Source organism: Paraburkholderia sp. WC7.3g, from assembly GCF_050436345.1.
Classification (GTDB): domain Bacteria; phylum Pseudomonadota; class Gammaproteobacteria; order Burkholderiales; family Burkholderiaceae; genus Paraburkholderia; species Paraburkholderia podalyriae.
The window spans coordinates 896,713-922,056 of sequence record NZ_JBNDMA010000004.1 but is presented as its reverse complement, the minus strand read 5'-3'; the positions used below and the strand labels follow the sequence as shown (position 1 = coordinate 922,056).

General features: G+C 58.2%; 22 protein-coding genes and 5 pseudogenes. 4 read left to right on the top strand and 23 right to left on the bottom strand.

Going from position 1 to position 25,344, the window contains the following annotated elements; translation table 11 throughout:
• Positions 1-25: 25 nt before the first annotated feature.
• The 8 genes from OKW43_RS37620 to OKW43_RS37585 form a co-directional block, all read right to left on the bottom strand.
• Entirely contained in the window at positions 26-832 is an 807-nt protein-coding gene (locus OKW43_RS37620) for an aspartate dehydrogenase (RefSeq protein ID WP_429453640.1), read from the bottom strand.
• Positions 829-1,596, bottom strand: a complete 768-nt coding sequence (locus OKW43_RS37615; protein ID WP_429453638.1) for an alpha/beta fold hydrolase — start codon at positions 1,594-1,596, stop codon at positions 829-831. Before OKW43_RS37615 ends, OKW43_RS37620 begins: the two co-directional genes overlap by 4 nt.
• Before the next feature lie 8 nt (positions 1,597-1,604).
• Positions 1,605-2,132, bottom strand: a complete 528-nt coding sequence (locus OKW43_RS37610; RefSeq protein WP_429453636.1) for a cupin domain-containing protein — start codon at positions 2,130-2,132, stop codon at positions 1,605-1,607.
• A 36-nt stretch (positions 2,133-2,168) separates the two neighbouring features.
• Positions 2,169-3,200 (bottom strand): proline racemase family protein, encoded by a 1,032-nt coding sequence (locus OKW43_RS37605; RefSeq protein WP_429453634.1) that lies wholly within the window; start codon positions 3,198-3,200, stop codon positions 2,169-2,171.
• A 34-nt stretch (positions 3,201-3,234) separates the two neighbouring features.
• A complete protein-coding gene (locus OKW43_RS37600; protein WP_429453632.1) occupies positions 3,235-4,524 on the bottom strand; it encodes an NAD(P)/FAD-dependent oxidoreductase in 1,290 nt (429 codons plus the stop codon).
• A 67-nt stretch (positions 4,525-4,591) separates the two neighbouring features.
• The gene (locus OKW43_RS37595; RefSeq protein ID WP_429453630.1) at positions 4,592-4,768 is read right to left on the bottom strand and encodes a hypothetical protein; all 177 of its coding nucleotides are present in this window, start codon (positions 4,766-4,768) and stop codon (positions 4,592-4,594) included.
• Between the two features lie 180 nt (positions 4,769-4,948).
• Positions 4,949-6,052: an IS5 family transposase gene (locus tag OKW43_RS37590; protein ID WP_429444494.1), complete on the bottom strand. Its 1,104-nt coding sequence runs from the start codon at positions 6,050-6,052 to the stop codon at positions 4,949-4,951.
• A gap of 40 nt (positions 6,053-6,092) precedes the next feature.
• Positions 6,093-6,884: a 3-hydroxyacyl-CoA dehydrogenase NAD-binding domain-containing protein gene (locus OKW43_RS37585; RefSeq protein WP_429453628.1), complete on the bottom strand. Its 792-nt coding sequence runs from the start codon at positions 6,882-6,884 to the stop codon at positions 6,093-6,095.
• Between the two features lie 242 nt (positions 6,885-7,126).
• Between OKW43_RS37585 and OKW43_RS37580 the strand changes: the two genes are divergently transcribed.
• On the top strand, positions 7,127-8,032 hold the full coding sequence (locus OKW43_RS37580; protein WP_429453626.1) for a LysR family transcriptional regulator: 906 nt from the start codon (positions 7,127-7,129) through the stop codon (positions 8,030-8,032).
• An 825-nt stretch (positions 8,033-8,857) separates the two neighbouring features.
• Here OKW43_RS37580 and OKW43_RS37575 read toward each other — a convergent pair.
• The 6 genes and pseudogenes from OKW43_RS37575 to OKW43_RS37550 form a co-directional block, all read right to left on the bottom strand.
• Entirely contained in the window at positions 8,858-9,394 is a 537-nt protein-coding gene (locus OKW43_RS37575) for a cupin domain-containing protein (RefSeq protein WP_429453624.1), read from the bottom strand.
• Between the two features lie 48 nt (positions 9,395-9,442).
• The gene (locus OKW43_RS37570) at positions 9,443-10,834 is read right to left on the bottom strand and encodes an NAD(P)/FAD-dependent oxidoreductase (RefSeq protein WP_429453622.1); all 1,392 of its coding nucleotides are present in this window, start codon (positions 10,832-10,834) and stop codon (positions 9,443-9,445) included.
• Positions 10,777-11,733 (bottom strand): 3-hydroxyacyl-CoA dehydrogenase, encoded by a 957-nt coding sequence (locus tag OKW43_RS37565; protein ID WP_429453620.1) that lies wholly within the window; start codon positions 11,731-11,733, stop codon positions 10,777-10,779. The genes OKW43_RS37570 and OKW43_RS37565 overlap by 58 nt, the downstream gene beginning before the upstream one ends.
• Positions 11,730-12,044, bottom strand: coding sequence for an NIPSNAP family protein (locus OKW43_RS37560; protein ID WP_429453618.1), 315 nt, complete (start codon positions 12,042-12,044; stop codon positions 11,730-11,732). The genes OKW43_RS37565 and OKW43_RS37560 overlap by 4 nt, the downstream gene beginning before the upstream one ends.
• Before the next feature lie 818 nt (positions 12,045-12,862).
• Positions 12,863-13,090: pseudogene (locus OKW43_RS37555) on the bottom strand (IS6 family transposase); the annotation flags it as partial.
• A gap of 780 nt (positions 13,091-13,870) precedes the next feature.
• Positions 13,871-14,005, bottom strand: a pseudogene (locus tag OKW43_RS37550) (IS110 family transposase); the annotation flags it as partial.
• Positions 14,006-14,222: 217 nt separating this feature from the next.
• Between OKW43_RS37550 and istA the strand changes: the two are divergent.
• Both istA and istB read left to right on the top strand, forming a co-directional pair.
• A complete protein-coding gene (gene istA, locus OKW43_RS37545; RefSeq protein WP_429453617.1) occupies positions 14,223-15,743 on the top strand; it encodes an IS21 family transposase in 1,521 nt (506 codons plus the stop codon).
• 5 nt (positions 15,744-15,748) lie between these two features.
• Entirely contained in the window at positions 15,749-16,537 is a 789-nt protein-coding gene (gene istB, locus OKW43_RS37540; RefSeq protein ID WP_408439894.1) for an IS21-like element helper ATPase IstB, read from the top strand.
• Positions 16,538-16,623: 86 nt separating this feature from the next.
• On the opposite strand, the pseudogene OKW43_RS37535 reads toward istB, so the two are convergent.
• The 4 genes and pseudogenes from OKW43_RS37535 to OKW43_RS37520 all read right to left on the bottom strand — a co-directional run.
• Positions 16,624-17,646 (bottom strand): annotated as a pseudogene (locus tag OKW43_RS37535) (IS110 family transposase); the annotation flags it as partial.
• Between the two features lie 264 nt (positions 17,647-17,910).
• Positions 17,911-19,062, bottom strand: coding sequence for an IS110 family transposase (locus OKW43_RS37530; RefSeq protein WP_187636680.1), 1,152 nt, complete (start codon positions 19,060-19,062; stop codon positions 17,911-17,913).
• Between the two features lie 58 nt (positions 19,063-19,120).
• A pseudogene (locus OKW43_RS37525) lies at positions 19,121-19,660 on the bottom strand (IS6 family transposase); the annotation flags it as partial.
• 128 nt (positions 19,661-19,788) lie between these two features.
• Positions 19,789-20,010 carry a hypothetical protein gene (locus tag OKW43_RS37520; RefSeq protein ID WP_429445300.1) on the bottom strand — a complete coding sequence of 74 codons (222 nt, stop codon included), beginning with the start codon at positions 20,008-20,010 and terminating at the stop codon, positions 19,789-19,791.
• A gap of 384 nt (positions 20,011-20,394) precedes the next feature.
• On the opposite strand from OKW43_RS37520, the gene OKW43_RS37515 reads away from it, so the two are divergent.
• Positions 20,395-20,667, top strand: a complete 273-nt coding sequence (locus tag OKW43_RS37515) for a hypothetical protein (RefSeq protein WP_429453614.1) — start codon at positions 20,395-20,397, stop codon at positions 20,665-20,667.
• 299 nt (positions 20,668-20,966) lie between these two features.
• Here OKW43_RS37515 and OKW43_RS37510 read toward each other — a convergent pair whose 3' ends face one another.
• The 5 genes and pseudogenes from OKW43_RS37510 to OKW43_RS37490 all read right to left on the bottom strand — a co-directional run bounded on the left by OKW43_RS37510 (position 20,967) and on the right by OKW43_RS37490 (position 25,324).
• A complete protein-coding gene (locus tag OKW43_RS37510; RefSeq protein WP_429453612.1) occupies positions 20,967-21,848 on the bottom strand; it encodes a sulfurtransferase in 882 nt (293 codons plus the stop codon).
• A gap of 172 nt (positions 21,849-22,020) precedes the next feature.
• Positions 22,021-22,344: a DUF4148 domain-containing protein gene (locus OKW43_RS37505; protein WP_187639355.1), complete on the bottom strand. Its 324-nt coding sequence runs from the start codon at positions 22,342-22,344 to the stop codon at positions 22,021-22,023.
• Positions 22,345-22,436: 92 nt separating this feature from the next.
• Positions 22,437-23,636 carry a diguanylate cyclase domain-containing protein gene (locus OKW43_RS37500; protein ID WP_429453610.1) on the bottom strand — a complete coding sequence of 400 codons (1,200 nt, stop codon included), beginning with the start codon at positions 23,634-23,636 and terminating at the stop codon, positions 22,437-22,439.
• A gap of 95 nt (positions 23,637-23,731) precedes the next feature.
• Positions 23,732-24,070 (bottom strand): annotated as a pseudogene (locus OKW43_RS37495) (integrase core domain-containing protein); the annotation flags it as partial.
• Positions 24,071-24,220: 150 nt separating this feature from the next.
• Positions 24,221-25,324 carry an IS5 family transposase gene (locus OKW43_RS37490; RefSeq protein WP_429444494.1) on the bottom strand — a complete coding sequence of 368 codons (1,104 nt, stop codon included), beginning with the start codon at positions 25,322-25,324 and terminating at the stop codon, positions 24,221-24,223.
• Between the last annotated feature and the right edge of the window lie 20 nt (positions 25,325-25,344).

The window sequence follows — 25,344 nt, the reverse complement described above, 5'->3', positions numbered from 1 at the left end:
ATGGACATCCTTTTTTCGGCTCGCACTATGCGGCCCATTGCGCGCCTAACACCTTATTCAATACGGTTTGCTGAAGGCTTAGTGCAGCAAGCCATGAAGTTCTAGGATTTCCTGGCGACGGTTCGTTAGACATGTTGACTCGCAGTTCGCCGCTTCTGCTTTTCGCGTAGATTTCGTGACAGTTCAATCGAATGGCGGGATCGGCAATCAACGTTACCCTCGTTTTTTCAAAACCAAGACCATGTATCGCTATCGCGGCGGCGACGTTCGCATTGGCTGGATACTTCAGCGCAGCTTCCTGGGCGGTACCGGCGAATATCACCTTTTGGCTCGTCAGCGTATCGAGGTTGACTTCCTGCGCTGCCGCCGTTCCGCTCCAGGCTCTTGGCGGCTTTCGCCCGGTGTACATCACCTCGGTCAGCCCACTGCGCGCGGCGGCGGACAGCGCATCGATGCCGCCGACCGCCCCAGCGATTGGAACAAGTTGCGAACCGCCCGCAACGGCACTACTGCACAAAGCCGTGCGGATTTTCGGGTTGGCGAGCGCCCCGACCGACGAGAGAACCACATCAAAACCTTCCCTTAGCACGCTCGGAACGATTGTCGTCACGGCATTGTGGCCTGCGCATTCGACTACTACGTTCGGACGCCAGGCGACCAACTCGTGAATACTGGTGAGTCGGCCGTATCGCTCATCCGATAGAAAGTCGGGCTTCTCGCGCAGATCCATGAAAGCGATTTCCCCAATTGATCCCTGCAATAGAGACTCTGCAAAGGTCTGCCCTATCGCGCCCGCGCCAATCACTGCAATCCGAAAACCGGTATGTTTCATGTCTCGCCTACAAACTCAAGGAGGTAACGCGCGTATTGCTCGGGCTCTACTCTCGGGAAAAAATGTCCACCGTCCATCTCGATTAACAACGAGCCCGGTATCAGTGACGCAAGCTCCCTGCTATGCTCGATCGGCACAACCATGTCATCCCGCGCACCAATGACGAGCGTTCGAAGATCGAGCTGGTGCAGCTCATCTATGCGCGAATAATGCAATAGCATGTCGATCCTATCCGCCACGATCGCCACATCTGCCGGATGGGGTTCATTAAATGCCGGCTGGTGTGGTCGAGCGATCGCGCTGTTATACCAAGCGTTGGGATAGGCTAGGAGGTCGGACAGCAGGCCATAAGCGACACTTCCTGCCTTCATCAACACATGTTTGCGCACGACGAAGCAGTCACGAAACCTTCCGTCCGGCCGAGCCCATCCCCCACTCAGCACCAGTTGCTTGCAGCGCCGTGGAAACTCGAGCGCAATTGCCTGCGCCACGAGGCTTCCCGTGGAATGGCCAACGATAGTCGCTCGTTCAACACCGAGGGTGTCGAGCGCGTCCAACGCTGCAGCAACTACGTTGGGGATGCTTTGTTTCCCAACCCGCTTGCTTTCGCCGACTCCCGGATGATCGAAAGTTATCGTTTTATAGGTTGGGGAAAGGATCTCCATGACGCGATGCCAGAAAGAGCCGCGTCCACCGAGACCTGAAATAAGAAGTATCGCCGGACCATTACCTGCGGTCTCGCCTGCTACTCCGGCATCGGTCATGAACCGTCTCATTCCTGATCCCTCTTTGGCGCTGCAAATACAGTGTTCGCTTCGATTTCAGCGACGTTCTCGGGCCTTGGAAAAGGTTCAGGCGACGGCTCGCCGTGGACTCGCGGACGGCCGATTTGCTGGAAAAACGATTCAAGTCCGGCGGGACTCATAAACCAGAACCAGTGCATTTCCTCGTCTGCGCTTTCGTTGATGAAGGTGTGCGCGCACCCCTTTCCAAGGAAAAGCGTCGTGCCGGGGGTAATTTCATAAGTAGCTCCCCCATCAATGACTACCTTGCCTTCGCCGCGCAAAAAATGAAGCACTTCTTCATTGTTGTCGTGGCTGTGGTTTCGCACGTGAGAGCCCTTGCCGAGCGTCTGGGTGCCTGCGGCTAGGGGTGCGTCCATCTTCGTCAGATGGGGCGCGACGTGGAGCGCCACGTGTCCGTTCGCTGGAAGCGGCTGCCAGTAGCGCTCTGCATCTTCGGGCCGTGTGAGAAAAAAGTTACCACCCTTGATGCTTTTCCGTGTATCAGTCATCTTCATATGTTCTCCTAAGTCGTTCTTCAGCAACGGTTCCATCTAGTTCTGTGGAAATCCCTCGCCCCACGTGTCACTGACCATGAAGCCATTGCCAAACGGATCGCTCGGGTCTACGCCCAGTTGCTCCACGCTGAAAACCCAGCCTCGTCCTTCGATTCTGGGAAGAATCGCGGGCCGTCCACCGATCTCGGTTCGCCCCAGCATTTCCACCTTGAATTCGCTTCCGATTGCCGAACGGGAGACCAGACGACTGCCGACTTCCGCCAAGCCGCGTGCCGCGAGCGTGGCCAGATTGGCCGAGCTGCCGGTCCCACAGGGCGACCGGTCGATTCTTCCCGGGACCAAAGTGGTGCACGTCTCGTAGATGTCGTCGGCGACGCGATTACGAAACATCACGTAGGCGATCTTGTTGATCGCAGGATAGAGCGGATGTCGGACTTGCACACGACCATTCACGACATCGGCGAGCTTGACGCCCAGATCGGCCAGCCGACGCGCATTCGTAGCGTTGATAGCCATTCCCACCTGATCGACGTCGATCAGCGCGTAGTAGACGCCTCCGAACGCGATATCGACCTTGATTCTCCCGAACTCTGGCGTGTCGATCTCGAGGTCGAGCTGCTCAACGAAGGCAGGCATCATTTCCAGCGATACGCTCTCGCAGCGCCCCTCAAGACACTTTGCACGCGCAGTAACAAGTCCAACCGCCGTATCGAGGACCACCGTTGTTTCTGGCTCCTGCATCGGAATGATGCCGAGCTCTAGCAGCGCAGTCACGACGCAGATCGAGTTGCTGCCCGACATCGGATGCGCCTTGTCTGCTTGCATTACGAAGAAGCCCGCGTGCGCTTCAGGCCGTGTTGGCGGAAGCAGCAGATTGAACGACATTGCCAATGCACCGCGTGGCTCCAACACCACGAGGCGGCGAAGGCTATCATCAACTTCATTGACGTAGTTCATCTTGTCGAGAATGGTGTCACCCGGAATTTTTCCGACTCCGCCCGTAATGACTTTGCCGATTTCACCTTCGGCGTGCACCCCGACTACCTGCAATGTCTTTTTCCAGCGCATCGGTTACCTTAGAATGTTTGGTGTCTTGTGAAAGTTAGAACCGGTATGCACTGAACGAAGCCAGATCCACCGGCGGGCTGCGCCCCGATATAAGATCGCTAACGAGCTTTCCGGTCGTCGCAGCGAGCGTCAGCCCGAGTTGGCCGTGCCCCGTTGCGAGTATCACGTTCGGCAGCTTGCGCGTTCTGTCAATGACAGGTTTCGAATCGGGCAGCAGGGGGCGATACCCAACGCCGAGTTCCTGATCTTTGGTCCGTAACTCCGGAAAGATCCTTCTCGTTTTATTGAGGATGATCTCTGCCCGACGGAAGTTCGGTGCCGCCTCTTGTTGTGCGAATTCGATTGTGCCTCCCACCTGCAAACCGCGGGTCATCGGAGCGAGGCAGAAGCCACCATCCGCATAGATCACGGAATGCTTCAAGGTGATACCCGGGTCCCTCAGCAGGACTTGATAGCCTGCTACGCCCTCAAGTGGAACGTTGACGTCCAGCTGAGGAAAGAACTTCCGTGATCCGACACCCGCAGCAACAACGATGTGATCGGCAGCGACTGACTCTCCAGTCGACAACAGGACACCAGTCGCGCGGCCGTTCTCCGCGTTGATCCGATTCGCGCCGGCTTGCAACCGACGCCCCCCGAGCGACAAGAAACTTTCAGTGAGCGCCACGATGAATCTTTCGGTGTCCGTCACGAAACGCCAGTCGGACAAAAGGATGCCGTATGCGAACTTTCCGGCAAGCGCTGGTTCGAGCTCACCAATCTCCCCGGCGCTAAGCTTGTCGAACGCGAAGCCGAGCGAGCGCGGTAGATCCGCATGACGCAAGTCTTGTTCGAGCCCCTTGCCAGAATCAAAGACTTGCAGCACTGGACGTTGGTTCAGCAAAACCTCATTGGGACACGCGTCCAGAAGCAGCTGATAATCCTCGAATACCCGCCGGGTGAGTGACGCCAGGGCACGGGAAATCTCAACGAGTCGCGACTGGCGGCCGCACGAAATAAAACGCATCATCCACGGAAGCACGCCGGGAAGCGCCACCGGCCGCAGTGCGAGAGGTCCCTCTTGATCCATTAGCCATCCCGGAATTTTCTTCAGGATGCCCGGCTTCGAAAGAGGCACGACCTCACCGACCGCGAGTTGTCCGCAGCTCCATTTGCCAGTGCTCTCGCCTGCTTTCGCAGGATCGATCAAATTGACCGTGTAACCGCTTCGTTGGAGATAGAGGGCGCAGCAGACGCCCACAATGCCACCGCCAATGATAGCTACCACGCCCGACGGGACCTTGTCAGCGGCCATCTCAATCAAAGGATCAGTCACAACGCTCATCTACGAGTCCTTGGTTTTCGTCGGCGCAGCGCGGAGGGAATTGTCATCCGCGGAGCGGGTCGCGGCGTTAGTCGACGTTGTCTTTCTTTGCCAAAAGTCGCTTCAGCAGGCCGATCCGTTGATCGCGCCACGACCTCTTCGCTTCAATCTGCTCGAGTGACAACTTCTCACGCATCTGTTCAACTAAACCGGCAACCAGCGACGGGTTGAGGACCGCCCCCGAGTCATGCTTTTCCTGGACCATGCTGTCGTAAATGTGGCCATAGCGGCTTAGCAGGCTGCGGAAATACACCCCAGCAGAAGCAACGTCCCTCTTGCTGAGCGGTTACAGCCACAGATTTTATGCATTGCGAAATTTCAACGCCGGTTCCGCTCTTTTTCGACGGCTTGAGGCGCATTTTTCGCCCCATTACCGCGATTTTGGCTACTGCGGGCGGACCTGTCCCAGAGAGCGCATGCGCACGAGGTTGTAGGCCGCCATGTTCAACACGAACATCTGGTCGACTCTCTTCAACCCGCGCACCATCACCTGGCGCATGCGGCCTACCGTCTTCGCCCACCCAAAACCTTGTTCGATCAGCTTGCGCTTTTGCTGCGATATCGCGTAGCCCACGCTGCGCGCAATCGCATCGGGCACCGCCGAACGCCGACCCGAGGTGTTCTGCGCCACGTGCGGCGTGACCTTCATCTGCTGGCAAGCTTCGATGAATTCCTGTGCGTCGTAACCCTTGTCCGCCCCCAGCGTGATTTGCGCAGCGGCATCGTCCGCAACTTGCCGCGCGTCGTTGATCATGACCTTGGCCGCTTCACGTTCTGCATGTCCGTCAGCCCGGCTCACACGGGCGTTGACCACCAGCCCATGGCGGTTGTCAGTCAGCGTGTGGCCCATATAACGCAATTCACTGGCCGTCTTGCCCTTACGGTAAAGCCGTGCATCGGGATCGGTCTTCGACTCGTGCGTTTCGTTGCTTCGCTTGCTACCCTTGAAGTCACTCTCGCCGCTGCCACCGTCGTTATCCCCATCCTCGCCATCCTTGCGCACGAAGCTCTTGTGGCCCGCCCACGCCTGGATCAGCGTGCCGTCCACGCTGAAGTGCTCGTTCGACAACCAGTTCTGCTTCTGCGCGATGGACAGCACTTCGTTGAAGAATTCGACCACCGCATCGTGCCGGATTAAACGCTCGCGGTTCTTCGTGAACACCGTCGGCACCCACACTGAATCGTCCATCGACAGACCGATAAACCATCGAAACAGCAGGTTGTATTGAGTTTGCTCCATGAGCTGGCGTTCAGACCGGATGCTGTACAGCACCTGAAGCAGCATGGCCCGCAGCAGTTTCTCCGGCGCGATGCTCGGCCGGCCTCCCTTGATGTCGGCCTCGTACATCCCGGCAAACAACCGATCCATCTTCGCCAGCGCCTCGTTCGCCATGACGCGAATCGAGCGCAGCGGATGTGAGCTCGGAACGAAATCGTTGAGCTTACGCACGGAAAACAGACTCTCGGTGAACGTGTCGGCGCCGCGCATGATCTCCTGGCCAGTGGGTGAACTTACTAGATCAACGCTTTTACCATCCTTCGCGATGACTTCCGTGCGAGGTATTTCCGCAACCTGTTAGGTACTCTCCAATACCACCGTCTGCGTTGAGATCTATCGCTTCGAGAGGTCCGAGAACGGCCCAACGCAGACCGAAGCCGTCCCTGACGAGCGTGTCGGCATCAACGGCCGTGATGACGCCCGCTTCAATTAACCTGAACATCTCGATAAGCAACGCTCCTTGCAGGCGGCTCAGAGCGAAGCCTGGGTGTTCTTTCTTCAGCAGCACGGGCGACTGACCCACCTCTTTAAGCAACGAAATGGTTCGTTCAACCACAGCACGGTTAGTCCATGGCGTGGGTACGACCTCCGTCGCCGGCAGCGTATGAGGAGGCGTCGCCGGGTGAATGATCAAACAACGTTGCCGATGTTCCAGGCTTTCTGTGAACCGCGACATCGGGATCGCCGACGTTGAACTTGCGAGGATCGCTTCAGGCCTGCTCAGGCGATCCAAGTCATGAAACAGATCCCGCTTGATCTCGACGTTTTCGGCCACGGACTCTTGCACGAGGTCTGCGTGTGCCAGTGCACCTTCCAACTTGAGGTGCAACGTCACGCGGGACTCGAGCCCCGGCAATAAAGCATGACCAGCCGACTCGCTCTGCCGCACGTAGCGCGTCAGCTGCTCCGAAACACAATCGAGGACACCCGCGTTCGAATCGTAAATCGCGACGCGGTGTCCGGCCCGCGCCCACACCGTCGCCCATGAACAACCGATGACGCCCGCGCCGACAATCGCAATAGTCAGTGTTTGCTTGGTCACTTGCTTACCTGCAAAAAAAAATGAGAACGGTATCGCGCTACGCCGGACGGTTGAACAACAATCGGTGGACAGGCCAAAACTGCCGTCTGCGCGTCTTGCACGGTGCGAGGCTTGAACCAACATTGCAGTCGATTGTAAATAGCAGAAATTTTACGAACAATTCCTCTTTTTTGACTTATATTCGTGAGAAATTATCGATAATAGCTTTCCCCTTTTGGTTGGGTACGGTCACGGAGTGGACGATGAACAAAGGCAGCGAGCTCTATGTGTTCACGGCAGTCGTGGAGCATGGGAATTTTGTGTCGGCAGCAGAGAAATGCCGTCTGACGCCCTCGGGTGTGAGCCGCGTGATCTCGCGGATGGAAGACCGAATGGGAACCAAGCTTTTCGTTCGGTCGACCCGGCGACTCTCCCTCACCGCGCAGGGTGAGTTCTTCTATTCGAAGATCAAGTCAATGGTCGAGCAAATTGAGGCGGCGGAAGCGGCTACCGCGCAGCGACCACAGGTCCCGCACGGCGTGCTGCGGATTCGAGCCGCTACCGGCTTTGTCGACAAGCAGCTCGTGCCGCTCATGCCCGAATTCCTTGCCCGTTTCCCGGAGCTACAAGTGGAGATCGTCGCCGGAGAGGTGCCAATTGAACCAGATGACCGGAGCGTCGACCTGGCATTCCGCTCGGGCCTTGCACCCTCCGAGGATCATCTAAGTATCCGGCTCGCGGACAATCCGCTAGTGATCTGTGCGGCACCGGCTTATCTGGAGAAGCACGGAAAGCCAGATAGACCAGAAAATTTGGGGCGGCACAATTGCCTTACCATGGACGGGCGAGGCGTCACGCAGGCTGAGTGGATGTTTCGCGAAGAGCAACGCCGATTTTCTGTATGGGTAAAGGGGAACCTAGGCAGCGTGGCAACGGCCATTCATTCCGCCGCGCTGAACGGGGTAGGCATCGCCCGAATACCGCAATTTCTCGCCGAGCAAGACGTCCGCGAAGGCCGCTTGGTTCGGTTGCTCGCAGATTACGCGCCCGATGACGGACGCTCCATCTATCTCGTCTACATGACAACCGACAATCGGTCCTTGAAGTGTCGAGCTCTCGTAGACTATTTGCTCGAGAAATTCGATCCGGTGCCACCGTGGATGCGATGAAAATTCGAACTCTCCGGTCCGATATGCCGATTTTCGTTCCAATGCATATCGAAAACGGAAAATTGATCGTAATGTGTCAACTATCTACAACTGGCAGGAGCTGACGGTAGGAGTACCCCAACCTCCTGCCGTTGCGGCGGGCTCGCTGCCTTCATCCTTTGTCGTCGTTCAATAGCACTGCGGATGGCACCGACAAGGAGCAACACCGCGGGCGCTGTATCCGCCCGCAGGACATTGCATAAGAATCGGAAGGGAGACATATTAGCCAGCAGACTGGCACGATACAGACATTGATTCGGTCCACCTCGGGGCGAAGGACGTCCAAGCCAAATCAGACGCGCAGATTCGGAGCAGACATCGCCTTCCGCCTCAACCGACCAAGCTGTCGTCCGCGAGCGAAAGACCGGCGGATGATCCTCCATTTGTTCCGTCAAGACTCGCGTGGAGTAGCTCGATGACACCTTCGTAGCTGGCGAGTGACTGACGGTTTCGACCCACTTTCGAGCGGCAACCCGACGCTGATTGACAAAGTTGTCGGCTTTTTTCTTTCAGGGCGCCGCTTCAGGATACCGCCGGAAAGCGGTCGCGCCAATATCAGGCCAATAGTGACGTGAAAACGCCCGTTGAAGGCAACAACCGACTCCGGTGGACTTGGCTTCGTCGTGAGCATCCTGTCCAGCGAGGTCGTTGCATGTCGCAGATTCACCTGTCGCATGTCATTGATCCCAGCCCTCTGGTCGCAACGCGAGCAGATGCATCAGCGGATTAAGGGCCGGGGTGCCCGTTGAGGCTCGCGACATTGACGTCAATACAGCGCCATATGCCTCACTCGAATGTGGGAATGAAGGGATCCTTAACAGGTGGTCCGAACGCAGTGCTTTTTTCTACATCTAGAACGTTCACCGGACGCGGAAATGGTTCCGGTGCCGGCTGGCCCGCATGCATTTCCTGGCCGATGTCTCGAAAGAAAATTTCCAGACCGTTAGGTTGGATGAACCACAACCAATGAAGATCACTTTTACTATCGTTGATAAACATATGCCGCCGATTCCGGCCAACAAAGATTGTGACTCCTGGTTCTACGGCGTATTCAATCCCATCGATACGCGCCTTGCCTGTTCCGCTTATGAAATGAAGCACTTCATCGTGGATCGGATGATAGTGCTCGCGAACGTAACTCTTTGGAGGAATGGTCTGCGTGCCTAGACTGAAAGGACTTTCAATTTTCAGTGATTCTGGATCTATGCGCACCGATATATGCCCGTTTGCAGGAACGGGCTGCCAATAATTCTTTCCGTCGTCTGGTCCAATAACCAAAACATCGCCCAACTCCTTTGCTGAACCACCATTTTCCGCGACCATTGCCCTTCTCCTAAAATTTAGACTATGCAATCCGCTCGTTTCAATGCGTTAGAGCTGGTCTTTCACATCACGCATTCGATACATTGCCAGCGCAGCGGCGGATACCCTGCTAACGAACCAATGCGCTGTTATCTTCTGCATGGGCGTGAACGGCAATTGCTCATTATCTTGATTCGGGTTTAAAGCCGCATGCGAAAGAGCCGGGCCCAATGCGCATGAAAGTGCCACTCCACGGCCATTACATCCCAACCAGGCATACAATCCTCTTTGAAGCTTGTAGAACCGGGGCATCGCATCGACCGTGACGGCAAATTCACCGTGCCAGACGTGCTCGACCTCAACATGCTGGGCAGTGAGCTGCGGAAACATTCTTTGAAGCCTGGAGGTTAGCCTTTCAACGACGCGCTTCTCATACGCATATGGAAAGATGAGTCCGCAGCCACTGATCAGACGCCCTTCTCCATCGAACCGTGCAAGATGAAGGTCGCCGCGGCTATCCGACATAGCATGGTTCATAGGCAATATCGCTCTTCGGATGGCAGCAGGCAAAGGCGAGGTGGAAAATTGATAAGACCGTACTGGGAGAATAGTCTGAGAAAGCCCTTTCCAAGGATCTGGGTTCGTAATTCCGCTATAGCTGTGGGTTGCGAGGATGACGGATCGAGCGCGGATTGTTGCTCCTTCTGTTTGCAGAGTCCAACCGTTCGGTGTCGCGTAAAGGTCGGTAGACGCAGATTTTGTGTAAATCGTTGCGCCGTGTGCGATCGCCACACGAGCCAGCCCACGTGCAAGCGCGAGGGGGTTAACGTGACCGCCGGTGCGTGCTTCCCACCCGCCAAACCAGAACGGAGAGCCGACAATGGACTCGCACTGGTCTCTATCCAGCAGTGCCACATCAAAGCCGCGTTGATGCCATTGGCCATATCGGGCTTTCGCTAGCTCCATTCTCGCCAAACGATGGGCCGGTTGAATCCATCCAGACTGAGTAGCTTCGCAAGCTAAGCCATATTCGCGAATAAGGTCGAACACAAACGATGCGGAATGACCGATCCGGCTTACGAGTGCCTCTCCGTATCGCTCACCAAAATGGCTGACTATTGCTTCCGGATCTGCCCGGGACATCGCCGGAATGACCAAGCCGGTATTGCGCCCAGACGCTCCCCATCCTATTTCCGCGGCTTCAAGGAGGATGACGCGGGCACCCGCTTTGGCAGCGTGCAGCGCGGCTGACAATCCAGTGAACCCCCCACCAATGACGACAAGGTCAGCATCATGCTCACCCGGAGGTATTTGTTGGGTTTGCGGTGCCGAGGGGGCAGATTTAGCCCACAGCGTCGGCGGTAAGCGTGACAAGTCGCGATTAGGATTCAGCATTGCTGTCGTTAGGTTTCCATGCTGTCGCGCAGGTGTCGCAGCGCTGCAATTCTTCGATTTCTCCATACCCGCTTAAGATCGAGTTGGTTCAGTGGAATCTTCGAACGCATCTCCGTTTGCAGCATATCTACGAGCTCCGGTGTCACAATCGGCACGCGTTCTTGCTCCTCCATTGCCATCGCATCAAACTGCTTTCCAAAACGGTGCAGGTAGTCTGCAATGCCCCCGGGCGCGTTAAGGTCGACCCCTTCAAGTGGACCCAGAAATGCCCAGCGAAGTCCAAACCCGTCTTTGATGAGCTTGTCCACATGGTCGGCCGAGATGACGTCGTCGCGCAAAAGCCGGAACATCTCGTTTAAAAGCGCACCCTGCAACCGATTCATGACGAAATTCGGAACCTCTTTCTTCACAAGCACGGGTGTCTGGCCAAGATCCTGCATCGCGGAGAATGTTTCATCTAAAGTCGACTGGCGTGTCCACGGACCAGGCACGACCTCTACAACCGGAAGCAAATGCGGCGGAGTCGCCGGATGTGCGACGATGCAACGATCCCTTGTCTGCAAATTCTCTGTGAAGCGGGCAAGAGGGATCGCAGACGTGGAACTTGCGAGAATAGCATCGCACGGCGCGTGACGCTCCAGTTCCTCGAAGACAGAACTTTTGATCTGCACCGTCTCCGAAACCGACTCTTGGACGTACCACGCGTCGTGGACGGCATCGCGCACATTGTTAACAACGCTAATCAGGCCATGAAAGCTCGACGGGACGGCCAAACCAGCCTCACGGAATTCGGATGCAAACTCCTCGAGCTTTTCCACCACACTTAGGCGGTTTTGCTTGTCAGCATCAAAAATATGCACACGATAGCCTGCACGCGCCCAGACAAACGCCCAAGAACATCCAATTATTCCGGACCCTACTATCGCAACATTTGGCTTCACAGTGTTAACTCCTAGGCGGCTCATTTGATCGGCGAAAAGCTGGTTGGACGAAGGATGCGACTAGTTTGAACATCGACCAAGCCGTCAACACGTTTCAGATAGTTTTTCCATTCGTCCGACGCTTGCATTCGATCCCGTCTTTCCATCCGATCGTCGAGCCCGGTAAATCCCCACAAAGAAACGACGTGGTGCAGTTCGCCTATCTCGCTAATAAAGTAGCCAAGCAACCGCTCAAGGTATTTTAATTGCAGCGGCAACCCGTGCTCTTCATAAAGACTGACGAACTGCCGCGTTCGGCCGGTAACGATCCGGTAATCGCGTTCTTCGATAATCATGTTAAGCTCCGGTTACTTTCTTTTTAGGTAAAATTCAGTCGCGAAAGAATCCCCGTACTTTCCGAGAGCACTCTCTTCTCGGTAAGAGCGGACGTATTCGCGTGGTCATCAAAAGCATACCCGGGCCTTAACTGCATCCGTATACCGAATAGAGGTGCAATCTGACGTTCGGCACTAGCTCAAGCCCTTGAGTATGCTTGCATCCGAACACGCGCGAGACGCTCGTCGAGGCGATTCAACGCTCACCTACTGGCTTCCAAGTTTTTGCCCGCCTGCGCTTGCCATCCGAGACCCGATGTTTCATAGGTGCAATGACCGTGGTGGAATTCTAGAAAGCGGAAAAAAAAGCAGCAATAGCCAATTTTGGTCAAATATCCGTGATTTTTTGTTTGTAATGCGTCCGGCAGCGCCTCAGCCGTGACCGCCACGTTGTTTGTTTCGCACTCGGACTCGTGCCCACGCCGTGCTTGCTGCGAGACCTCTGTTAGTCGGTTCCGTCGGGTGTGGTCCAACATCGCAGGCCTTGAGCACCGGTGCACCGGTCCGGGCGAAGCTGCTTTCCTCGACCGTCGGGTGTCGCGCGCAGTTGTAAATTGATACAGCGGGGGCGCGGCCGTCTTTTCGGACTGTCGCGCTTTGCGACGTTTCGGGGGCGATCCGATCGCCCCCGGTAGGCCCCGCACCCGTTCCATGAGAATCCGGTTCAGGCGCTCTATATGGCCACCGAAATGGGGCGTCCCACAGGTCGATACATAAGGTCGATGGGCTCTGTCACGTTGCTGACTCCATGACGAGATATCGGCAAGGACAGTCGTGTCTCAGAACACGGTGGACGGAGCTTGGGCAATGCCGGTGAAGAGACGCCACGCTTCAAATCGCGCGGCGAGCTGTTTGCGACAGAGCGAGGCGCTCAGCAGATGACGCTTGAGCGCGAAGTGCTGCGGATCGGACCGAAGCACGACAGGAATGACTGCGTGCGTTCGGGCAAGCGAAAAACCTCGCATCCGGCGCTCGCGTTCACGCGTGGGTTGATGGCTTCTATGAGCAGAAAGTTGTCAAGGCCATTTGCGAACTGGCTTACAAAGGATGGGTCAAGTCTCTTTCTCCTCGCTGCAAAGTGGTGACATGCTGGCGTATGGCGGCAAGCGCGAGTGATGGCGCTCGCCGCCATACAAGTCGCATTTTCGCGGCATAGTCCGGCGGATTCCCACCGCCCTCAACTTCAACCATGGCTACAGTCCGGTCAACGTCGTTAGCCTGAAGCCGCTTATCGCGCGCGTAAGACAGCAACGTCTCACCAACTTCTTCTATGAAGGGTAAGTAATTGTCAAGGCCCGGTTTGCACAGATCCCTCCTGAGACGTCATCAAGTTTACGAGGTCCCTTGTCAGGAAAGCGCGTAGCAAGCGTCAAGGGCAGGCGAAGCCTGGCGTCAGCGGCCCCCTTGACGCTGCGAAGCGCGATACGCTGGTACGGGGTGGCGGGCGCGTGGGTTATTGCGCCTGCCACCATGCAGGCGGCATTCGTGTAGCCGTGCTTGCCATGACACGTCCGATTCTGCGCACCTCCCTGGCACTGCCTGGGCAAACGTGAAGCCGGTTGTCGCGCGCGTGGGACATGGCGTCCCGACCTTCTTCTATCCGCTGGCGTGGAGCCAGCCTGATGCAGTATGCGCAGTGCGCCGGAAAGCGTTCCGGGGAGGTACCCCATCTATCAGCATCGGTTGCATGAACAACCACGGTGGTGAACGGGTACTTCCGCTTCATGACCCTGATGGTCAGCCAGTATGACCGTTAGTGAGGGTTGCGGCTATCGACGTGTGTCTGGCTATGTGGACGGCTTCATCTGTACTCCCTGGGGGATCACACCGTGCTCGAGGTAGCGCCACAGGAGGATCACCAGCCGCCGTGCCACCGCGACGATCGCGATGCGTCGCGCGCGGCGGTTGGCGCCGGTGCCCTGTCACTGACCGGCGTTATGGAGCCATTCCGGGATCGGCGTATTGGCGCCACCAGATGATCGGCGCATAGGCGCCAGTCCATGACCGGCGTAAAGGAGCCAGTCGATGATCGGCGCATAGGCGCCACCGGCGCCGGGTGTTGAACGCGATTCGAACTTTCCAGATGGGTACGCTCCGTTCTTTCTGAACGGAGTGTCCATGACCAACCGGAGGTTCGAATTGTTTGAGTACCGTCAAGTCCTTGTCCGCATGCGGCAAGGCGATTCTGATCGCGACATTGGGCGTAGCGGCCTGATGGGTCGCAAGAAGTTGACCGCTGTTCGTCGTATGGCCGACGAGCGCGGCTGGCTGATTCCCGGGCAGCCGTTGCCTGACGATACCGTCATTGCCGGCGTGTTTGGCCGCACTCCACATTTGCCGAGCACGTGCGTGTCCACGCTCGAGCCGTTTCGTGAGCAGATCCGTGACTGGTTTGACGCCGGCGTGCAGGGCACGACGATTCACCACGCGCTGAAGCGCAACCATGGCTACACAGGTAGCTACTCGGCGGTGCGCCGTATCCTGCTGGGCCTGAGGGCCGAACGCGGCGTACCGGCCACAACGATCCTTGAGTTTGCGCCAGCGGAGGGCGCGCAGATTGACTTCGGCGCCGGGCCGGTACTGGCACATGAATCGGGCGCGCAGATCAAGACGTGGTTCTTCGTCATGACCCTCTGCTGGTCGCGGCATCAATATGTCGAGCTCGTGCTCGACCAGACTGTCGAAACATGGCTGGCCTGTCACCGTCGCGCCTTCGAGTGGTTCGGCGGATGCCCGGGTCGCGTCATCATCGACAACGCGAAGTGCGCGATCACCAAAGCCTGCATGTACAGTCCGGAGGTCCAGCGTTCGTACGCCGCGCTCGCTGAGGGATACGGCTTCCGGATCGACGCATGTCCGCCGCACGACCCGCAGAAGAAGGGAATCGTTGAGTCGGGCGTCAAGTATGTCAAGAAATCCTTTGTGCCGCTGCGCACGTTCCGCGACCTGACCGATGCCAACCGGCAGTTGCGCGAATGGATCATGCAACAGGCCAGCACGCGCGAACACGGCACGACACGCGAGCAACCGCTGGCGCGCTTTGCCATCGAGAAGCCGCTGCTCACGACGCTGCCTGACGTTGCGCCGGTGCTGGCTGTATGGAGCGAAGTCAAGGTGCATACGGACGGACACATCGTCTACAAGAAGGCGCTGTACTCCGTGCCGTTCACGCTGGTCGGCAAGAGCCTCTGGCTCAAATCTACCGATACGGTCGTACAGCTGTTCCATCAGCACGAACTCATTGCAACCCATCCGCGACTGCGCAAGCCCGGTGATCGTCACACGGTGCGTGACCACCAGCCGCCGGCGGCGCAGGCGTGGCTCGAGCACGATCCGCAGTGGTGCCTGGCTCGTGCGAAGGAGATCGGGCCATCCTGTCACGCCCTGGTTCTCGCGATGTTCAACGACACGGTGCTGGTGAACCTGCGTGGCGCGCAGGGCATCGTCCGTATGCGCGAGAAGTTCGGCGATCAGCGACTGGACGCCGCGTGCGAGCGTGCGCTTGCATTCGCAAGCCCGAAGTACCGCACTGTCAAGACCATCCTCGACAAGGGACTGGACAGCCAGCCCGCAGCGGCACAAACGTCGGCGGCGCCTGCTGACACCTATCTGAACGGCGGCCGCTTCGGTCGTGACCTCCATTCCCTTCTTCTGCATTGAACACCATGAATCCGAGTCCCGAACTGAATACGATCCTCAAACAACTGCGCCTATCCGGCGTACTCGACTCGCTTGAGCAGCGTAACCGCCAGGCGATCGACGGACAGCTCGCCTACACCGAATTCCTCGCCATGCTCCTGCATGATGAAGTCGCGCGGCGCGACCAGAAGAAGCTCGGCGCGCGTCTCGTGCGTGCCGGCTTCGGGCTAGGCAAAACACTGGAGACCTTCAACTTCGACCGGCTGCCGAAGCTCAACCGCGCACACATCCACGATCTCGCCACCGGTCGTTACATCGACGAGAAGGTGGCAATCCTGATGGTCGGTCAAACAGGCGTCGGCAAGTCCCACATTGCCCAGGCGCTGGGCCACTGCGCTGCGCGTCAGGGGCGCGACGTGCTGTTCGTCACGCAAACCGATCTGATCAGGAAACTGCATGCAGCCCGCGCCACGGGCCTCTACGAGCGCAAGTTCCAGCAGTTCGTGCGCGTGCCGCTGCTGATCGTTGACGACTTCGCGCTCAAACCCCTGCGCGCACCTCACGACGAAGACTTCCACGACCTGGTGGCGGCCAGGTATGAGCGGGCGGCTACCATCCTGACATCCAATCTCGATCTCAGCGAATGGGGTGATGCCTTCCCCGACAACCGGGTTCTCGGTGCCGCGACACTCGACCGGCTACGCCACGGTGCCTACCGCATCGTCATCGAGGGAGAGAGCTTCCGCAAGCCTAAACCCATGCCTGAAAACGGCGAGAACGCCGTTGCAAAATCCAGTAAAAAACCGCATTCTTGAGGCCGTTCGAATCCGCGTTTGACACCACTTCCAACTGGCGCCATTACGGCGATCATCCCCGGCGCCTTTACGCCGATCCGTGACATGCCCTCAGTGCGATGGCGGAACCACTGCGCAAGCGGACTGCCAGGCTGGTAGCGCAGCCAGTACCAGGCCATCTCGACCAGCAGTGACCGTACGCGACGGTTGCCTTGTTTGCTGATGCCCTGATCGGTGTGACTGTCGCCACTGTCGTACGGCTGCGGAACGAGACCGGTACAAGAACCGACCTGACGGCGGTTGTCGAACTGCCGCCAGAAGAGTTCAAGCACCAGCCGGGACGCTCCAATCTGGCCCACTCCCTTCAGGCGTGTGAGGTGATCGATTCTTTCGCGCACCGTGGCGGGAAGGGCTTGGTGACGCGCCTTCTCCAGGGCAGCGAGCTGCTGCCTGGCGAGGGCGACCCGTTCGCATTCGCGCAGGAGCCGGTCGTGCATTTCGGGGGACAGTGGGGAACCGTCGTAGCACCTGACCTCCCCCCGGGCAAGCCGGCTGGCGAACCCATGTTTGAGGTCGTCCCAGCAGCCGAGCGTGCGCAACAGCTTTCCGATCCGGTTGCGGTGCTGCAGGACCTCCTTCTGGAGCTCTGCGCGATCGCGGGTCAGGTGACGCAGCGCCTCGTCCTGTACTGAGGGTACGTGAACGACGTGCATGCGGTCGCGCTCGCCGTGCAGCCACGCGCGCAGGTTGAGCACGAGCTTGATGGCATCCAGCCGGTCCGTTTTCGCGCGCCGCCTGTGGCGTACGACCGGAATGCTGGCGGCATCGATGACGTAACATTCAATGCCATGCGCCTGCAGTGCACGACAGATCCAGAATGCGTCCTGTCCGGCTTCGTAGCAGACAACGGTGCGCACGCCGGCGCGCAGCGACCATTGCTGCTTCTGGCGCTCGATCAGATCCAGTGCGGCCTGCAGGCGCGCCCCGGCCTGCGGATCGGTGAGGGTGTGCACCGCGGGTTTGTCACGGCGACCGTCGTGGCACGCTATCTTCCAGCTCGCCGTGGCAAGCTCAAGTGATACCGCCAGTATGAGTTCCTCTCTGCCAGCTGCGTAAGCGGAATTTCGCATGATGCCCTCCTTTAACGCGAACCGATGCGATGTGGGAATTGTAGGGCTCCGCGTTATCGCGTCCCTTTCATAGCATCTATCCGCTGGCGTATGGCCAGCCTCATCCTTTATGCGCGTTACGCCGGAACCTGTTCCGGGAGCATGCCCCATCTGTTTAATCGGTCGCGTTAGCAACCCGCCATCAACACGGGCATGTTCACTTCAAACTCTCGATCGACAGGTATCGTTCCACCCTTGATTGCGTTGTCGCGATACCTTTCGGGCTCAGACTGACTTCAGTTGTGCGCCTTCGGGTATCACGCCGTCCTTCAAGTAGCGCCACAGCGCGATCGCGAGGCGTCGTGCTACTGCGACGATCGCAATGCGCCGCACGCGGCGATTCGGTCCCGTGCCTTGCGTGCGCTGGTTGAACCACTGCGCCAGTGCACTGCCAGGCTGGTAACGGATCCAGCACCACGCCATCTCAATCAGCAGTGCGCGCACGCGACGGTTGCCCTGCCTGCTGATCCCCTGGTCCACCTGGCTCTCGCCACTGTCGTAGGGTTGTGGAACCAGCCCTACGCAGGCCCCAACTTCGCGCCGGTTATGGAAGTCCCGCCAGAACAGCTCGAGCGCCAGACGCGAGCCACCCACCGGGCCAATGCCATTTAGCTGCGTCAGAAGATCGATCCTTTCGCGTGCGGGTGCGGGCAGGCCAGCGTGTTGCGTTTTCTCGAGTGCCGCGAGTTGCTGCACGGCCAGCGCCAGCCGTTCGCACTCGCGCAGCAGCCGCTCCCGCAGCTCGCGCGGCAGTGGCGCACCGTCGTGACACCGCACCTGGTCACGGGCGAGGCGGGCGGCGAAGGCCTTGTGGTCAACCTCATCCCAGCAGCCGAGCGTGACAAGCAGTTTGCGCATCCGGTCACGATGCTGTAGCACCTCTTTCTGCAGTTCCCCTCGGTCGCGCATCAGATGGCGGGACGCTTCGTCCTGCGGTGACGGCACGTGCACCACGTGCATGCGGTCGCGCTCGCCGCGCAGCCACGCGCGCAGGCTGATCACCAGCCTGATTGCATCAAGCCGGTCAGTCTTGGCACGCCGCTTGTGGCGCTCGACCGGAATGCTCGCTGGATCGACCACATGACACTCGATACCGCGTGCCCGTAGCGCCCGATAGATCCAGAACGCGTCCTGGCCGGCTTCATAACTCACGACAAGGTGCACGCCCGCGGGCAGCGACCACTTCAGCTTCTGTTGTTCGATCACTTCCAGCACGGCCTGTAGGCGCGCGGGGGCTTGCGGTTGCGCTACGGTGTACACCGCCGGCTGCTCCCGCTGCCCGTCGTGCAACGCTACCTTCCACTTCGCCGCAGCGAGTTCGAGTGACACCGCCAGCGCCGGTTCCGCAGTACGCGTGTATCCCTGATCTGTACGCATGATGCTCTCCCGTGAGCAAACCTCGGTACGCCGATTTTAGGCGTTAGCCAGTCGACGACCTGGATGCTTCATAGGATCTGTTTTCAGCGCGGTTATTCACGCGCGCGCAGGCCTTGACGAACACATGCTTCACATTCGCCAGCTCAGGGATCTCTGTTTTCGCGGCCGGGTAGCTGCGCAACTGGTCGGTGACGATTTTCTTCGGCCCCGCAGGACAGGCCGCCAACACCCGTTTGAAGAAGCGTTTGGCAGCGGCCTTGTCGCGGCGCTTCTGAAGCAGGATGTCGAGTTCAATGCCGTGCTCATCGACTGCACGCCACAGCAGCCAGGGCTCGCCGCGCAGCGTCACGAACATTTCGTCGAGATGCCATGTGCTGCCCGGTTTGCGCCGGACAGTCCTGACCTGATGCGCAAAACTGGCGCCGAACTTGTCTGTCCACCGCCGGATCGATTCATGGCTGACAACCGCGCCGCGCTCGAACAATAGCTCCTCAATGTCGCGAAGGCTGAGTTGAAAGCGGAAATACCACCGAACCGCGTGGCTGATGACTGACGCCGGGAATCGATGGCCATGGTAGAGCGATTTCGTCTTCTTCATCACGTCATCTTAGCTGACCAGCGCGCGAACGTGACAACGCCCTTCAAGGGTGAGGGGAAGCATTCCTGAATTCCATCCGTGGGGCGGCGGGCGGGTGTCCCGCCGCCAAGCTCGACAACTTCCGGAGTTCAGTCGTCCTGCTGTTCAGCCATTTCTGCCGCCACATGAAGTCCATTGTCCATGGCGGCCTCTTCTGTCGCGTAAGTGATTCCCGGTTCGTGCCGCACTTCTTTGATCGCGTCTCCAGTATGGTCAATATGGACGATCTCAAATGTGTACCCGCCTTCAGCCAGTCGGATCGGTTCAATCCGGTAGGTGTGTTTGCCCTTGCTAATCGTTCTTGCCGGCACCTATTTTTCTCCTTTGCGTCATCTTTCACCGTCACCGATATTCCACGTCTGTGGCTTCTGAACTGTCGCTAATGGCAGGTCAGCCCGCTGCCAGTCCGCCGGCTGACAAGTCCCGCCTCAATTTTCCGAAACCAGGCGTTTGCACAGTCGTGCAAGGACCATGCCGCGAAAGGGGCTGCGCACTCGCCTTTGACGTGAGCGTTGTCGGCCGCTCGCTGCGCATATGGTTTCAAATGGGGCCGGGGTCCAGCGCGGTGGGAGTACGGAGTTCCGGGGCCGCTATCGGACTTTGGTCCCATTGGTCTCACCCGCCTGGCCGAGTAGGGTGAAAAATCCGTCGACGTTTGGACGGCGACATATCCGCAATATCTCCGGGAGCTCATCATGAAATTTCTCGTGGTTACCACTTCGGCCATTTTCGTTGCAGTGCTTTCAAACGCGTCCGTTTGGGCTCAAGACAATTCCGCAACCAGTGCGCCGGCGGCTGCAGAGCATCCCGACGAAATCGTGAGGATGCACCAACAGGTGGCCGCAGCCAATCGTGTCTATAACAAGCACGTAGCCGCTGCACAAAAAGTTTTCGATGAGAAAAAGGCAGCAGCCAAAAAAGAGCGTGATGCTGCCATAGCGGCAGCACATCAGGGTGTGGGCCAATAGAACGACGACATTCCCCGCACCTCAATGGTTCCTTCCGCAGCAGCAACCAGACGCTACCATGCTATTTGAGCCCACGGACGACGTTACGCTCCCTGCTAAGCAAGTGCGGTCACCGACATAGATCAGGCCGTGTGGTCCGCCGTTGATCGCGATCGGGCAGCCGTCGACCCAAAACAGCCTCTCACATTTCTCTTATACGGACGTTCGGCCGGCGTGATGGCCACCTCTGCTCGAGTCGACTCTGAAGTTCACCAATGAGCCTTCCGCTTCCCCTGGGATGTAAACGGGACTGGGCCACATCAGTTGACGCTTATTGGCAGGTCACGTCGGGCACCCCATTCAGACCAAGACCCGTCATAAACCTTGATGTCAGTTACTCCGATCACCTCTGCCGCTAGAGCGGGAACACACGCCGTCACTCCGGAACCACAGCTAAAAACGAGTCGCTTTGATGCCAAAGAAAGCCCATCGAAGATAGTTCGCAATTCGTCCGCAGAACGCATAACTCCTTGATCGAGTACCGAGTCGAAGGGCATATTTACTGCGCCAGGAATATGTCCGCCACGCAAGCCCGCTCGTGGCTCAGGAGCCGTTCCTTTGAATCGTCCCGAAGACCTCGCATCAACAATCGCATAGTCGGGGGATTGCATCGCTTCGCAAACAAATTCTGCGTCGCAAAACACTTGTGATCGAAAGTTTGCGACGAAATTGCCCGGCTGTCGGTACGCGTCAGATGCACGAGGGTAGCCGGCGGGACTGGTCGCTCGCCAAGCAGGCAAGCCGCCATCAAGCACCGCGACTTTGTCGTGGCCCATAGCCTTGAATGCCAGCCGCAGCCGCGGGCTTGCGTAAATGCCAAATTTATCGAATACGACAATCGTATCGTCGCGGTTTCCGCCTAACGCCCGCGCATCCTCCGAAAACTTGCAGGGTGCCGCCAGCATGTGAGGTAAAACTTGATCCTCGTCTGCGAAATACTTATTGAGATCAACGTATATAGAACCGGGCATTCCCTCGTCCTCAGTCGGCGGTGCCGCGCCGGCTGATACGGCCGTTGGCAGTCCTGCTTCCAGGATGATCAGGTCCGGTCGCGTCAGGTTTTTTCGCAACCAGGCAACAGAAACAAGCGGTTCCATAAGGCACAGCAGCAATCCGACCAGCACATCAGTAAGGTCAGCCACGAACGCCAGTAGCGCGATGGGCGGAAGCGCCCATTACGGAAGAGGAAAATTGCTTTGTCCGAAAACGCCTGTCGTGACGACGCAAACCCGAAGCAGAAAGTCTGTCTTTCTGCTGCAGCCCGCACGCAGCAAATCAGCAAATGCGTGACTGCACCTTAGGTGGATTCGGGCATCACGGGTGGTTGTACATCGCGTTCCAGTCGGCAGTTGAAACGCGGCTGCCGCCAGCCTGCGACGCTCCGTTCGACGTACCGCCGTAACTCGTGGCGGCTGGCTGTTCTTGCGCATCGACCTTGGCTTCGGCGGCCTGCAGTTTCGCCGGATAAGTCGCGGCGTCGCCGCCGTCCAGATGGTAACCAGCGTTTTCGAGCTGGACCAGTTCGGCCTGCACCTGCGCGCGAGTCTTGGGACCATCGGTCTGTGCATACGAAACGATCGGGACGACGAGTGCAGCGGCCAATAGGCTAGCGATAGCGGCACGGTGAAAAGTTTTCACGATGGATTCTCCGTCGAGGAAATTGACGAATGCAGCCTACGCGGACCACGCTGTCGTATTGATAGCGCGCAGATGAAAGTTAATTTAGTAATTTATGCATTCGCTGCGCGCCACGTCTTCACACAAATTTTCGACCTGCACCTATGGCACGAAGCAGGGTACGTCGCGATGCCGATGCTGACGCCAATCGGGAAGCGCCCGCCGAACTCGTTCTTACCGACAGCACGAACGCACGATACGAGGCGTCCCGCCAGTTCCCGTAGTTTTCCGTCGTCGCTGCAATCAGGTGCCAGCAGGACCAACTCGTCGCCGCCGACGCGCCCCAGCACATCATTCTGACGCGTCGCTGCGCGAAGCGATTCTGCAAGCCGACGCAGCAATGCGTCGCCGGCGCTATGACCAAGTGCGTCGTTCACGCTCTTGAAGCCATCGACATCAAGATAGAGCAGCACGGTTCTCCGGAATCCAGGCTCAGCGAGTGCGCCAAGTGCGTCAAGGGCAGTCAGCAGCCGACGGCGATTAGGCAGGCCAGTCAGGGCGTCCTGCGTCGCCTGTTGGTCGAGGGTGGCCGAGTAAGCATGCATTCTTGCAAATGCCCGACGTTGAACGAAGACCGTGTACATCATCAGGCAGCACACAAGCACGGCGATGACCGCCAGGGCGGCGGTTCCGAAGAAAAGGCGCTGGTGTGCCTCCTGCACAGCGACCTTCCACTTCTGCCGCCAGTCATCCAGCAACAAGTCAAGTTCGGAGTGAAGCCCCTCCATGTAACGCTTGCCCTCGTTGGTCTGAACAAGGGCGATGGCGGCATTGCGATTGCCGCTGCGAGCAAGCTCGATGGTGCGCACCAGTTCAGTGACCTTGTCGGTCTTCGCAATCTGGAGGCGACGCACAAGCTCAACAGATTTTTGGTCGCCGACTACCACCTGATGTAACCGCAGCACCGTGTCATCGAGGTCACGGACTCCCTGCTGATACGGCTGCAGATAGCTTTCGTCACCTGTCAACAGGTAACCGCGCTGGCCGGTTTCCGCATTTTCCAGGCCATTCAGAACGCGGTTCGCGGTCCCCAGCACGGCAAACGCTTCCTCGTCGCCTAGGCCGTCGGCGACGATGATGATGCGAGCCTCATACACAAAGAGAGTAGCAGTAACCAGAAGGCCAAAGCCCATGCTGAGATACAGCGCGATGAATCGATTACGGTCGGCTCTCGCCGAGCGGAACAGACGGACGAGCACGCGGCCCCCAGAAGAGGAAGTAGGTCGGAAAGCTTCAATGGCGGAAGTTTTCAAGCTAGTTGTCGCCTCGACGATTGCAATTCAAGCTGCTTTTAGCTCCTGGTTTCGGGGTTGCGAGGTTGCGCTGTTTGGTGCAGCAAGATCGGGATTTAGATGAACCCAAGAATGCGCTGCCAGTCCCGCGTGTCGCCTTTCCACCGGAGCGGATGACGCCCGCGGGCAGCCTCGTAGAGCATCTTGCGGCGCTCGAGAATGGCCTGATCAAGATTGGCATGGCGCTGGGCCGGTGTCACGAAGCGGATCACGCAGTGGCGGTGTTCGTGGTTGTACCAGCGCACCAGTTCTGCGACCCATGTGCGGGCCGCAAACAGGGTATCGAACGCCTTGAGTGGATAAGCGGGCCGGTACTTTAGGGTTTTGAACAGCGATTCCGAATAAGGGTTGTCGTTGCTCACGCCCGGGCGACTCAACGACGGCATCACGCCTAGCAGGCTGCGGAAATACACCCCAGCAGAAGCAACGTCCCTCTTGCTGAGCGGTTACAGCCACAGATTTTATGCATTGCGAAATTTCAACGCCGGTTCCGCTCTTTTTCGACGGCTTGAGGCGCATTTTTCGCCCCATTACCGCGATTTTGGCTACTGCGGGCGGACCTGTCCCAGAGAGCGCATGCGCACGAGGTTGTAGGCCGCCATGTTCAACACGAACATCTGGTCGACTCTCTTCAACCCGCGCACCATCACCTGGCGCATGCGGCCTACCGTCTTCGCCCACCCAAAACCTTGTTCGATCAGCTTGCGCTTTTGCTGCGATATCGCGTAGCCCACGCTGCGCGCAATCGCATCGGGCACCGCCGAACGCCGACCCGAGGTGTTCTGCGCCACGTGCGGCGTGACCTTCATCTGCTGGCAAGCTTCGATGAATTCCTGTGCGTCGTAACCCTTGTCCGCCCCCAGCGTGATTTGCGCAGCGGCATCGTCCGCAACTTGCCGCGCGTCGTTGATCATGACCTTGGCCGCTTCACGTTCTGCATGTCCGTCAGCCCGGCTCACACGGGCGTTGACCACCAGCCCATGGCGGTTGTCAGTCAGCGTGTGGCCCATATAACGCAATTCACTGGCCGTCTTGCCCTTACGGTAAAGCCGTGCATCGGGATCGGTCTTCGACTCGTGCGTTTCGTTGCTTCGCTTGCTACCCTTGAAGTCACTCTCGCCGCTGCCACCGTCGTTATCCCCATCCTCGCCATCCTTGCGCACGAAGCTCTTGTGGCCCGCCCACGCCTGGATCAGCGTGCCGTCCACGCTGAAGTGCTCGTTCGACAACCAGTTCTGCTTCTGCGCGATGGACAGCACTTCGTTGAAGAATTCGACCACCGCATCGTGCCGGATTAAACGCTCGCGGTTCTTCGTGAACACCGTCGGCACCCACACTGAATCGTCCATCGACAGACCGATAAACCATCGAAACAGCAGGTTGTATTGAGTTTGCTCCATGAGCTGGCGTTCAGACCGGATGCTGTACAGCACCTGAAGCAGCATGGCCCGCAGCAGTTTCTCCGGCGCGATGCTCGGCCGGCCTCCCTTGATGTCGGCCTCGTACATCCCGGCAAACAACCGATCCATCTTCGCCAGCGCCTCGTTCGCCATGACGCGAATCGAGCGCAGCGGATGTGAGCTCGGAACGAAATCGTTGAGCTTACGCACGGAAAACAGACTCTCGGTGAACGTGTCGGCGCCGCGCATGATCTCCTGGCCAGTGGGTG

Bases quoted from the DNA above. Each gene is read 5' to 3' on its own strand.
- OKW43_RS37620 (WP_429453640.1), bottom strand. From the start codon at position 832: ATGAAACATACCGGTTTTCGGATTGCAGTGATTGGCGCGGGCGCGATA.
- OKW43_RS37615 (WP_429453638.1), bottom strand. From the start codon at position 1,596: ATGACCGATGCCGGAGTAGCAGGCGAGACCGCAGGTAATGGTCCGGCG.
- OKW43_RS37610 (WP_429453636.1), bottom strand. From the start codon at position 2,132: ATGAAGATGACTGATACACGGAAAAGCATCAAGGGTGGTAACTTTTTT.
- OKW43_RS37605 (WP_429453634.1), bottom strand. From the start codon at position 3,200: ATGCGCTGGAAAAAGACATTGCAGGTAGTCGGGGTGCACGCCGAAGGT.
- OKW43_RS37600 (WP_429453632.1), bottom strand. From the start codon at position 4,524: ATGAGCGTTGTGACTGATCCTTTGATTGAGATGGCCGCTGACAAGGTC.
- OKW43_RS37595 (WP_429453630.1), bottom strand. From the start codon at position 4,768: ATGGTCCAGGAAAAGCATGACTCGGGGGCGGTCCTCAACCCGTCGCTG.
- OKW43_RS37590 (WP_429444494.1), bottom strand. From the start codon at position 6,052: ATGCGCGGCGCCGACACGTTCACCGAGAGTCTGTTTTCCGTGCGTAAG.
- OKW43_RS37580 (WP_429453626.1), top strand. From the start codon at position 7,127: ATGAACAAAGGCAGCGAGCTCTATGTGTTCACGGCAGTCGTGGAGCAT.
- OKW43_RS37575 (WP_429453624.1), bottom strand. From the start codon at position 9,394: ATGGTCGCGGAAAATGGTGGTTCAGCAAAGGAGTTGGGCGATGTTTTG.
- OKW43_RS37570 (WP_429453622.1), bottom strand. From the start codon at position 10,834: ATGGAGAAATCGAAGAATTGCAGCGCTGCGACACCTGCGCGACAGCAT.
- OKW43_RS37565 (WP_429453620.1), bottom strand. From the start codon at position 11,733: ATGAGCCGCCTAGGAGTTAACACTGTGAAGCCAAATGTTGCGATAGTA.
- OKW43_RS37560 (WP_429453618.1), bottom strand. From the start codon at position 12,044: ATGATTATCGAAGAACGCGATTACCGGATCGTTACCGGCCGAACGCGG.
- istB (WP_408439894.1), top strand. From the start codon at position 15,749: ATGAATCCGAGTCCCGAACTGAATACGATCCTCAAACAACTGCGCCTA.
- OKW43_RS37530 (WP_187636680.1), bottom strand. From the start codon at position 19,062: ATGCGTACAGATCAGGGATACACGCGTACTGCGGAACCGGCGCTGGCG.
- OKW43_RS37515 (WP_429453614.1), top strand. From the start codon at position 20,395: ATGAAATTTCTCGTGGTTACCACTTCGGCCATTTTCGTTGCAGTGCTT.
- OKW43_RS37490 (WP_429444494.1), bottom strand. From the start codon at position 25,324: ATGCGCGGCGCCGACACGTTCACCGAGAGTCTGTTTTCCGTGCGTAAG.